Raw genomic sequence first — 11,389 nt, forward strand, 5'->3', positions numbered from 1 at the left:
TTTCCGCCATCCTTGGCGGTCAGATGGCGTAGGTAGCGTCCAGGGAGGGATTTACAGCGCCCCCTCAGAATCTTGTCGACGGCTCCGCTACTCTGCGGGCCCGAGTCGTTTAGCCCGCTTCGCCAATGCCGCTGGCGCGGAGCACCTGCCGGCCTACCGCCTCATCGAGAATGCCTTCGCGGGCTTCGATCAGGGTGAGCCAGCTTCGGGCGCGGGTCAGGCCGGTATAGACCAGCTCCCGGGTGAGCACCGGGCTCATGCGGCTGGGCAGCAGCAGGGCGGCGTGGCGAAACTCCGAGCCCTGGGACTTGTGCACCGTCATGGCAAACACGGTCTCGATGGCGTCCAGCCGTGACGGCAGCACCCAGCGCACGGGGCGGTTCGGGTCGCCGGTGGGAAACGCCACCCGCAGCCGCGCTTCGCCGGCTTCGATCACCTCAAGTGCTACGCCGATATCGCCGTTCATCAGCGCAAGCCCGTAATCGTTTTGGGTGACCAGCACCGGCCGGCCGGCAAACCAGCCGTGTTCCAGCGCGGCGTCGCTCGCTTTGATCAGCCCGGCCTGGCGCAGCGCTTTGCCCACCCGCAGGTTCAGCCCTTCGATGCCCCACACGCCCTTGCGCAGCGCGCACAGCAGCTGGAATTCGCCGTAGGCGTTAAGCACCGCTTCGGCCCAGGTGGCATAGGCGTCGGGGTTTTGCGCAAAGTCGACGCTTGGCTCGGGGCGCTGGTCGTGCATCACGCTTAAATAGTGGCGGTAGCCCGCCGGCCGCTCGGTATCCGCCCAGGCGTGCCCCGGGCCGCCGTTGAGCACCGTGTGCTTGAGGGCGGCGTCGCTTTCGCTTTCCAGCACCTGGTGGTGCAGGTCGGCGTAGCCGTCGCTTAGCACCTTGCGTACCGCGTTTTTATCCGCGCCGTTGACCGCACTTGCCAGCCGGCCGATGCCGCTTGCGGCGCCAAAGCGGTAGCTTTCTCGCAGCATGGCGATGGCCTGATCCTGGGGCGTGCCGTTAGCGTCCAGGTAGGCGTCCGGCAGCGCCTCACCGGTGGTCTGTTCCAGCCACTCGGCGGTGCGCGGCGTGTAGTGGCCGGCGTCGGCGCGGCGGCACAGATCGCCCAGAATCGAGCCGGCTTCCACCGAGGCCAGCTGGTCTTTATCGCCCAGCAGTATCAGCCGGGCGTGGGCCGGCAGCGCGCCGAGCACGGCGGTGAGCATTTCGATATCCACCATGGAGGCTTCGTCGATCACCAGCACGTCAAGGTTCAAGGGGTTATCGGCGTGGTGGCGGAAGTGGCGGGTATCCGGCCGCGCGCCGAGCAGCCGGTGCAGCGTGGTCACCTCGGTCGGAATTGTCTCGCGAAGAGTTTTATCCAGCGGCAGGCCGTTGACCTGCTGGGCGATGGACTCGCCAAGCCGTGCGGCGGCCTTGCCGGTGGGCGCGGCCAGGCGGATGCCCAGCGGTTCGGCATCGCTTTCGGCCTGCTCGAGGGTTTGCAACAGCGCCAGCAGGCGCACCACGGTGGTGGTTTTGCCGGTGCCGGGGCCGCCGGTGATAATCGCAAAGGGGCTTTGGGCGGCCAGCGCGCAGGCGGCTTTCTGCCAGTTGAAGGTGTGTGACCTGGATTCGCCCTGGGGCTCGCCAAACAGCGTATCCAGGGTGGCTCGGGCAAGCGTCGCCTTGGGGCCGGGCTCGTCGGCCTCGGCCAGCGCCAGCCGCCGGTGGATGTGCGTTTGCAGGGTCTGTTCGTACTGCCAGTAGCGGCGCAGGTAAAGCCGCGTGTTGGCGCCGTTATCCACGCGCACCAGCGGCGAGCTGCCGGGGCCCTGGCCGACAAGCTCGGGGTGGGTAAGCGCCTCCCGCCACTGCTCCAGGGTCAGGCCGGCCAGCAGCTCGCCGGGCAGCGGCGGCGGGTCGCTCATGGCGTCGCCTTCCGGCGGCAGCGACAGCGCCAGGTTGGGCTCTTCAAGCGTGGCCGCCACATCCAGGCAGACGTGGCCGTGGCCCAGCTGGTGGCTGGCAAGGGCCGCACCCAGCAGCAGTAGCGGTGGGGCGTCGTCTACCTCGGCGTGGAAAAACCGCACCAGCGCGCGGTCGAGGTCGCGCAGCCAGCCGCGTGCTACCCAGCGTTCCAGCAGTGACAATAAGGCTTGGGTATCGCTCAGAGCCGGATGAGCGGCGGGTTGAGAAGCTGCGTGCTGTGGGCTCATTAGCTGGCCTCCTGGCGGGTAGCGTCGGGGGAAAATAGCGCGTCCAGGTCATTGACCAGCGCGGCCGTAGCAGGCTCGGCGTGAACGCCCCGGGCTTGAGTGCGGCTGCCGCGCAAAAATACCGTCATCGCCCCGCCCAGATGGTGCTCGGGGTTGTAGTCCGTCAGGCGCGCCTTGAGCAGGCGGTGCATGGCCAACAGGTACAGCGCCGACTGCACGTCGTAGCGCTTGTCGAGCACCGCGCGGCGCATGGCCTCGGCGCTGTAGGCGTCGTCATCGCGGCCCAGATAGTTGGACTTCCAGTCGAGCACGTAAAACCGCCCCCGATGGGCAAAGGCCAGGTCGATAAAGCCCTTGAGCATGCCGTTGAGGGTGTCGCGCTCAAGCGCCGGGCGGGCAATGCCGGGCATCAGGTGGGCGCAGACGATGCGGTCAAGCTCGCGGGTGTCTACACGGCCGGCGCTGAACCAGAACTCCAGCTCCACCTGATAGTCGCCAAGCTCGGTAAGCGTGACCCAATCGGGCGGCGTCTCCGGCACGGCGGGCAGCGGCAGAGGAGCGGCGGCAAGCTCGCCCAGCCAGCTGCCCAGCACCTCGTGCCAGGACTGCCAGCCGCGCAGCTGCAGGCGGCGGCGCAGGGTGTCGTCAAGCGCTTCGGCGTCATTGAGCGCTTTGGCAAAGCCTTCGCGGCCGGCCCATTCCAGCAGGCCGTGCAAAAAGGTGCCCGGCCCCGGGCCGCGGGGGAAGCGGTGCAGGTGGGCGGCCGAGTCGCTTGTGGTGTCAACGTCTCTTGGCTCGTCGATTACCTCAAGGGCGGTGGCGTCCTGGGCGGTGGCCGGCTCCGCGGCGGCGGGGGATAGGTCCGCCGGCCGGGTCAGCGCGCCGGAAAGCGTAAGCGCCGAGTAGCTGGCGATCCACCAGTGCTCCTTGGCGCGGCGTTTGGGGGTGCGTGCCGGTGCCAGCTCGGCGGCCTCAAGCGGCGGGGTAAAGCGCTCGTCGCTGGCCTCGGGGGCGGGCTCAAGGGCTATTTCGCTGCCTTCTACCAGCGCTTCCAGCGCGCCGTTGTCGATGGACTGGCCGCCCAGCAGATGGCCCACGGCGGACTTGTCCATGTCTTTCAGCGGAGCAAGCCCCAGCCACACGGCGTGGCTGGCCCGGGTGAGTGCGACGTAGAGCTTGCGCATGTCTTCGCCCAGGCGCTCGCGGTCCACGGCGTCAACCACGGCGTCGTCGGCAACAAGGCTAATGCGCAGCGTGCCGTTGTTATCGTGCCAGCGCAGCGGCGAGTCGCTGTCCTTGGTGGGCCGGTGGTTGGCGATAAACGGCAGAAACACCAGCGGGTACTCAAGCCCCTTGGACTTGTGAATGGTTACCACCTTGACCAGATCGGCGTCGCTTTCCAGCCGCAGCCGGTGGCTGTCGCCGTAGCCGTCGGGGTCGGCGATGGCCTCATCGAGAAAGCGCAGCAGGGCGTGCTCGCCGTCGAGCTCCTGGCTTGCCGCCTGCAATAGCTCGCCCAGATGGAGAAGGTCGGTCAGCTCGCGCTCGCCGCGGCTTTCCGCGCCGCTTTGCCCCAATAGCCGCGCGGGCACGGCAAAATCCACCATGATCCGGCGCAACAGCGGCAGCACGCCCTGGCGCTGCCAGAGGCGGTGGTAGTCGCTAAAGCGCTTGATCTCCGCTTCCCAGGCAAGCTCGTTGTGCTGTAGATGGTCCAGCCGGGCAAAGCTTAGCCCCAGCGCTCGGGTGGCCAGGGCGGCGCGCACCCGGGACTGCGCCTGGCGGGAGCTGGCCAGCGGTTCGCTGCAGGCGGCAAGCCACAAGGCTACCTGGGCGGCCACGGGCGAGCTGAATACCTTGTCCTGCTCCGAGAGATAAACGCTTTTGACCCCGCGGCGAGAAAGCTCGTTACGAATCAGCCCGGCCTCGGTGCCGTTATTGACCAGCACCGCCATGTCCGAGGGCCTGAGCGGGGTCAGCGCATCAGACTCATTCGCATCACCCTTTGCAAAGCCCGCCTGCCCGCGCTGGCCGGCGTTAAGCAGCCTGACCATGTGGCTGGCGCAGCTTTGGGCCACGGCGTTTTGGTAGGCGCCTTTGCCCAGCGGTTTGCCGTCGTCGCTATCCAGGCGCCAGAGCGTCATGGCGTCCACGGCGTCGCCGTCGAGGGTCAGCGTATCGTCGCGGCCCCGGGCGCTGACGGGCACAAACGGCAGCGGGTTGTGGTCGCCGTCGCGAAACATAAAGGCGCCGCTGGGGTTGGCGTCGGCGGGTTTGTCAGCGTAAGCAAAGCAGTGGTTGACCGCTGCAACCATGGCCTCGCTTGAGCGGAAGTTGGTGCCCAGGGTGACGTGACGGCCGGCGGTGTCTTCCCGGGCCTGCAGGTAGGTGAAGATATCTGCCCCGCGGAAGGCGTAGATCGCCTGCTTGGGGTCGCCGATGAGCATAATCGCGCGGTCGTCGGCATCAGTGGCAATGTCGTAAACGGCGTTGAAAATTCGGTACTGCACCGGGTCGGTGTCCTGAAACTCGTCGACCAGCGCCACGGGGAACTGGCGGCGAATCTGCTCGGCCAGCGCCTCGCGGTTGGGGCCGGCAAGGGCGCGGTCCAGGTGCGTGAGTAGATCGTTGGGGCCCATTTCGGCGCGGCGCTCCTGCTCGCGCTCAAGGCGTGCGCGGCACCAGTGTACGGCGTGGGCCAGCAGGTTGGCGCGGGGCTCGGGCAGCTTGGCAAGCGCGGCGGGCAGCGCCTCTACGGCGGCCCAGGCCTCGATAAAGGGCGGCTCGCCGTCTTTCCAGATGTCTCGCATGCCGCTCGGGGTCAAGCGCTTCCAGGCGGCGTCGGTGAGCGAAGGCCGGTCAACGGCTGGGTTTTCGGCCCATTCGCGCAGCGCCCCCAGCCATTTTTGCCGGCTGTCGCTGCGCAGCTTGCGCCCGTCGAAGGCCTTTTGTTGGGCGGCCTCTGCCAGCACCGGTTCGATCTCATCGAGCATGGCGGGCCAGGGGGCCTTGAGCTCGCCGAGCAGCCGAGTGCGCTCCTCTTGCGCCTGCTTGAGCGTATCCGGCGGCGGCGGGGCGTCGGGCAGCGCCTGGCTTTCGTTAAGCAGCGGGCGAACGGCGGCGTAGAGGGTTTCCGGCGAGCCCCAGTAGCCGCTGATCTGGCCCATGCTGTCGGCGTCAAGCGAATAGTAAAAGCAGCGCCAGTAGTCGCGCACCACCTCCAGCTCCAGCTCGCGCTGGTCGTGCTCCAGATCCAGAGAAAACAGGCTGCCGCTGTCGAAGGCGTGCTCGCGCAGCATGCGGTAGCACCAGCTGTGAATGGTGGATACCGCGGCCTCGTCCATCCACTCGGCGGCCAGCGCTAGCCGCCGCGCGCAGGCGGGCCAGTGGCTCTGGGGGTACTGGGCGCGCAGCGCCAGCAGCAGCGCGTCGTGAGTGCCCGCGTCAGCTTCGCCCGCAAACGCCTCGGAGGCTTCCACCAGCCGGCGGCGGATGCGCTCGCGCAGCTCCTGGGTGGCGGCGTTGGTAAACGTCATCACCAGTATTTCCGGCGGCGTCAGCGGGCGGGCAAAGGCGCTAGCATCGTCCGGATCGCGGCCGCCGAGCACCAGGCGCACGTAGAGCAGGGCGATGGTAAACGTCTTGCCGGTACCGGCGCTGGCTTCGATCAGGCGGCTGCCGCGCAGGGGTAGCGTTAGCGGGTCAAGAATAGCGGGGTTCATGGCGTATCTCCCTGATCGGCGCCGGGCGCTGTGTGCGTGACGAGCGTTTTGTGCTTAACGAGTTGATAGAGCGGGGCGTAAAGGGCACCGGCCAAATTGGCGAAGGTATGCCCCTGAGCGGTGGTCGCTGCGTCCAGCCGCGCAAAGTCCGGCCACTGATGAGCCAGGTATGCGCTTTGCGCTACCTCACCGGCGTGCTGGAAGCCGCCTTCGTAGGCGCTGCGGGCGGCTTCCTGAGGGTCTTTCTTGCCCTTTTTTTGCCGAGCGTCCAGCCAGGCAAAGGCACTTTGTGCCGCCAGCGGCAGCGGGGCGGTCAGGGCGTCCTGATGCAGGGTGATCAAAGTCTCCAGCAGCCGCTGGGCGTCGTCGGCGTTCAGCGGCTCCAGGCGTACGTCGCCGGCCTTGGATATCAGCAGGCTTGCCATGGGCGCAGACAGGTTGCCGGCCAGATGCGCCACCCAGTGGCGCAGCAGCGGCTCCCAGCGGTACTTGCCGTCCTTGACCAGGCTTGAGCTTGCCAGCACCAGCCGGCAGCGCTGCCCGTTTGTGGACTGGCGCAGCTCGTCCAGTCGGCCGTTGAGGGTGATGGTTGGCGTGGCGTCGTCACCGGCCAGGGTGTGCTGCACGGCCTCGCCGCCGTCAAGCGCCAGCGGCCATTCTTCCAGCGCTTCGGCGTACTTGTGAAACAGCGCCTCCATGGGCTCGGCCAGCGCCTCGCGCATGCGCTCGCCCATGGCGCCGTAGGCCAGTACTCCCTGGCCTGCAAAGCGTTCAAGGGTGGCGTCGAGGGCTTCGATACGCGATTCGCCGCTATCCACCGCGCGGCGCTGGGCGGCGATCAGCCGGTCCTGAAGCTGCCAGTTTTCCAGCCCGTTAAGGGTAAACGGCTCGACGTCGAGGTCGGCGGCGTCCTCCTGCTCGAAGTACACCCCCAGCCGCTCGTTGAAAAACGCCTTGGCCGGCTCGCGCAAAAAGCGCCCGAGCTGGGCAAGCGTAACCTCAACGGCGTTGTCGTCCGCTTTCTGGCTGAGCGGCGCGAGTTCGTCATGGCCATCGGCTTCGGCGTCGCTCGGGTCGTGGGCTTCGCGCCACTCGGCGGCGTAGGTAAACAGCTTGCTATTCGCCGGGCTGTGAAAATACGCACGGCTGAACGGCTGCAGCGGGTGCTCGGTGGTGAGCGCTTCAAGCAGCGGCGTGCCGTCCTGGGTCTGCCAGCCGTCGGCCAGGTGGTCGCGCAGCTGGCCAACCAGCACTGACGGGGGCAGCTCGGCGTTGTCGGTCTGGCTGCGGCCCATCCAGCTGATGTAGAGCTGGTCCCGGGCCGAGAGCAGCGCTTCCAGAAACAGGTAGCGGTCGTCTTCCCGCCGGGAGCGGTCGCCGGGGCGGTAGTCCTGACCCATCAGGTCAAAGTCCAGCGGCGGCTGGGTGCGCGGGTAGTCGCCGTCGTTCATGCCCAACAGGCAGACGCGGCGAAACGGAATCGCGCGCATGGGCATCAGCGTGGCGAAGTTCACCGCGCCGGCAAGAAAGCGCTGGGACAGGCTGTGCTCGTCGACCTGGGAGAGCCAGTGCTCGCGCACCATGGGCAGCGGCAGCTCGGCGTCGAGCCGGGCTTCCCGAGTGCTTTCATACAGCTGTTCCAGCCCCGCTTCCAGACGCGCGAGCAGGGCGGTTTCGCCGGCGTCTTCGGTGGTGAAGAACGTCTCCAGCAGCCCGCGCAGCCGAGCCACCCATTGTTCGGCGCTGGCCGGCTGGCAGAGCGTGTGCCAGGCGTCTTCGAGCTTTTCCAGCAGGTGGGCGAGCGGGCCGGCCACGGCGGCATCGAGCCCGCCGATGTCGTCGTAGGGCTCGATGCCCTGCCAGCGCTCGCCGCCGCCCACGGCGTAGCCCAGCAGCAGCCGGCGCAGGCCGAAGGCCCAGGTGTTGTGCTCAAGCCCGTCAGGCAGCTCCAGGCGCTCGCGCTGACGGGCGTTAAGCCCCCAGCGAATACCCGCGCCTTCGATCCAGCGGCCGATAACCGCAAGGTCGCGCTCGTCAATCCCGAAGCGCTGGCGTAAGGCCGGTACTTCCAGAAGCTCCAGCACGTCGCTGACCGACAGCCGCAGCTCCGGCAGGCGCAGCAGGGTTTCCAGCGCGATCATCAGCGGCTGGCGCTGGCGGCTGGCCTGGTCCGACAGGGTGTAGGGGATATGCCGGGCGTCGCTTTGGGGGTACTGGCCGAACACCGCCTGAACGTGCGGTGCGTACTGGTCGATATCCGGCACCATGACGATAATGTCCCGCGGGCGCAGGGTGGGGTCGGCGCTGAAGGCGGCGAGCAGCTGGTCGTGGAGGATTTCCACCTCGCGCTGGGTGCCGTGGGCAATATGAAACACCAGCGAGTCGTCCTGGGCGACGTCCACCGCCGGCCAGTCCTGGCGGGTTTCGGCCAGCGGGCGCAGCTCGCGAATGTCGTCCTGGAGCTGGTGGAGCAGGCGCGGCGCGACGGCGTCGGCAAACGGCTCGAAGATGTCGATGCGCAGCGATTGCTGCTCGAATAGCCCCTGGTAGTCGGCGGTATCGTCGTGCTCGTCGAGCAGGCGCAGGTAATCGCGGCCCTGCTTGCCCCAGGCGGCGAGCAGCGGCTGGGCGTGCAGGTGCAGCGCCTCGTCGGCGTCTCCGGTGCCCAGCACGTCAAGCTCGCCGGGCATGCCGGCCTTGCGCGTTTGGCGGTAGCGCGCGGCACGCAAAAGGTCCTTGTGTTCGATGATATCTGCCCAGTAGAACTGGCAGGGGTTGTGCACGCAAAGCACCACCTGGCAGCAGCGCGACAGTGCGGCCAGCGCCTCCAGAGTTTGCTGGGGCAGCGAAGAAATGCCGAAGATGATCAGCCGGCGGGGCAGGCCGGGCGGGCGCGTTTCCGGCGTTAGGCTCTCGGCGGCGGCGAGAAAGCGTCGGTGGACTTCGGCGCGGCTGCTGGCAAGCCCGCTTGCGCCCAGGCTTTGGGCCACGTCATCGCGCAGGGTGCGCCACAGGGCGGCCTGCCAGCGCTGGTTCTCGTCCAGCGGGCGTGCCTCGCCCCGGGCGGTAATCAGCACGTCCTCGCCCCGGGCCCAGGCGTCCAGCCAGTCGGCGCGGTAGACCTGATACTGGTCGAACAGATCCGCCAGCCGCTCGGCTAACTGGTAGTGCTTGCGCTGGTCGCGGTCGACGGCCAGAAAGCGCTGGAGCGGGGCGTAGGTTTCGTCTTCCACAAGCTCGGGCAATAGTCGCAGCAGTCGCCATACCAGCCGCGATTTATCAAAGGGTGAGGTTTCCGGCACGCCGGCGTGGTCGCCCGGGGCGTGCTCAAGCACGGTGCGGTAGGACTGCCATAAAAAGCGCGCGGGAAGGGTCACATCGAGAGCCGCCGCAATGCCCGCGCCGCCGTCGGCCGGGTCCGCCGCCAGCGCCAGCTTGAGCCACTGGCCGATGCCGTTGCTCTGTACCAGCAGGGTTTCGTTTTCCAGCGGCGCGAGCGGGTGGCGCTGCATCCATTCAATGGCAAGGCCGCGGAGGTCTTCCAGGCGGTTGGCGTGCACCGCCATAAAGCCCGGGGTAAGCGTTTGGGCGGATAAAAGCGGCATGGCGGCGATCCTTCACGGCGTGGGCAACAAACGGCTATGGTGCCATAAACGCAGGGTGCCATAGACATATGTATTGCGGGAGGCGCGCTGGCGCGCCAAGCTATAGCGCTGCGTGATAATGCAACGGGAAAGACAGAGGAGACTTTCATGACCGATCAGTCCGACAGTACCCGCCGCCATTCGTCCCGGGTGGTTGACGGCGTGGGCAAATCGGCCAGCCGCGCGATGCTGCGCGCGGTGGGCTTTAACGACGACGACTTCAAAAAGCCCCAGGTGGGCGTGGCCTCGACCTGGAGCATGGTGACGCCGTGCAACAGCCACATCAACGAGCTGGCCGAGCACGCCCGGGACGGCGCCGACCGCGCCGGCGGCAAGGGCGTGATTTTTAACACCATCACCATCTCCGACGGCATCGCCAACGGCACTGAAGGCATGAAGTACTCGCTGGTATCGCGCGAGGTGATCGCCGACTCCATCGAAACCGTGGCCGGCTGCGAAGGCTTTGATGGCCTGGTCGCCATCGGCGGCTGCGACAAGAACATGCCCGGCTGCATGATGGGCCTGGCGCGGCTCGATCGCCCCGGCGTGTTCGTCTACGGCGGCACCATTCTGCCCGGTGAAGGCCACACCGACATCGTGTCGGTATTCGAGGCCATGGGCGCGCACTCCCGGGGCGATATCGACCGCATCGAGCTCAAGAACATCGAGGAAACCGCGATTCCCGGGCCGGGCTCCTGCGGCGGCATGTACACCGCCAACACCATGGCTTCGGCGATTGAGGCGCTGGGCATGAGCCTGCCGGGAAGCTCAGCGCAAAACGCCGTGTCCAACGACAAGCGCGACGACTGCGAAGCCGCCGGCGAAGCGGTGCTCGAGCTTCTGAAGCGCGACATCAAGCCCTCCGACATCATGACCCGGGAGGCGTTTGAAAACGCGATTACCGTGGTGATTGCGCTGGGCGGCTCGACCAACGCCGTGCTCCACCTGATCGGCATGGCGCGTACCGCCGGCGTTGAGCTTGCGCTTTCCGACTTTACCGCCATCGGCAAGCGCGTGCCGGTGGTCGCCGACCTTCGCCCCAGCGGCCACTACATGATGAGCGAGCTGGTTGCCATCGGCGGCATTCAGCCGCTGATGAAGCTGCTGCTCGACGCCGGCCTGCTCCACGGTGACTGCCTCACCGTCACCGGCAAGACGCTTGCCGACAACCTCGCAGGCGTCGAGGGCTACCCCGACGCCCAGGAGATCATCGCGCCGCTGGACGAGCCGGTGAAGGCGGAAAGCCACCTGCGGATTCTCTACGGCAACCTCGCCCCGGAAGGCGCGGTGGCCAAGATTACCGGTAAGGAAGGCACCCACTTCCGCGGCACCGCGCGGGTGTTCAACTCCGAGGAAGAAGCCCAGGCGGGGATCAACGACGGCACCGTGGTTGCCGGCGACGTGGTGGTCATCCGCTACGAAGGCCCCAAGGGCGGGCCGGGCATGCGCGAAATGCTCACGCCCACTTCCGCCATCATGGGCCGAGGGCTGGGCAACGATGTGGCGTTGATCACCGACGGCCGCTTCTCCGGCGGCAGCCACGGCTTTGTGGTGGGCCACATGGCCCCCGAAGCCTTTGACGGCGGCCCGCTGGCGCTGGTGGAAGACGGCGACGTGATCACCATCGACGCCGAAGCCAACACCATCGACGTGGCCGTCGGCGGTGAGGATATCGAGCAGCGCCACGCAGCCTGGCAGCGTCCGGCGCCGCGCTATACCAAAGGCGTGCTGGCCAAGTACGCGAAGCTCGTCAGCTCGGCCAGCACCGGCGCGGTGACCGACGACGACTGACGCCGTCGGCCATACGCCTTAAT

Annotated in this window: 4 protein-coding genes; 1 reads left to right on the top strand and 3 read right to left on the bottom strand. The window is 67.4% G+C overall.

The window, feature by feature from the left end; all coding sequences use genetic code 11:
- Nucleotides 1-109: 109 nt before the first annotated feature.
- Genes recD through recC form a run of 3 tightly spaced genes read right to left on the bottom strand, consistent with a single transcriptional unit; the run spans nucleotide 110 to nucleotide 9,536 of the window.
- Nucleotides 110-2,209: an exodeoxyribonuclease V subunit alpha gene (recD, locus tag ACZ46Y_RS04840; protein ID WP_311954969.1), complete on the bottom strand. Its 2,100-nt coding sequence runs from the start codon at nucleotides 2,207-2,209 to the stop codon at nucleotides 110-112.
- The gene (gene recB, locus ACZ46Y_RS04845; protein ID WP_311954970.1) at nucleotides 2,209-5,931 is read right to left on the bottom strand and encodes an exodeoxyribonuclease V subunit beta; all 3,723 of its coding nucleotides are present in this window, start codon (nucleotides 5,929-5,931) and stop codon (nucleotides 2,209-2,211) included. The genes recD and recB overlap by 1 nt, the downstream gene beginning before the upstream one ends.
- Nucleotides 5,928-9,536 (bottom strand): exodeoxyribonuclease V subunit gamma, encoded by a 3,609-nt coding sequence (gene recC, locus ACZ46Y_RS04850; RefSeq protein ID WP_311954971.1) that lies wholly within the window; start codon nucleotides 9,534-9,536, stop codon nucleotides 5,928-5,930. The genes recB and recC overlap by 4 nt, the downstream gene beginning before the upstream one ends.
- Before the next feature lie 147 nt (nucleotides 9,537-9,683).
- Here recC and ilvD point away from each other — a divergent pair, with 147 nt between their 5' ends.
- Complete coding sequence (ilvD, locus tag ACZ46Y_RS04855) at nucleotides 9,684-11,366, top strand: dihydroxy-acid dehydratase (protein WP_311954972.1); 1,683 nt, start codon at nucleotides 9,684-9,686, stop codon at nucleotides 11,364-11,366.
- Nucleotides 11,367-11,389 lie beyond the last annotated feature (23 nt).

It is taken from the genome of Halomonas garicola (assembly GCF_055382465.1).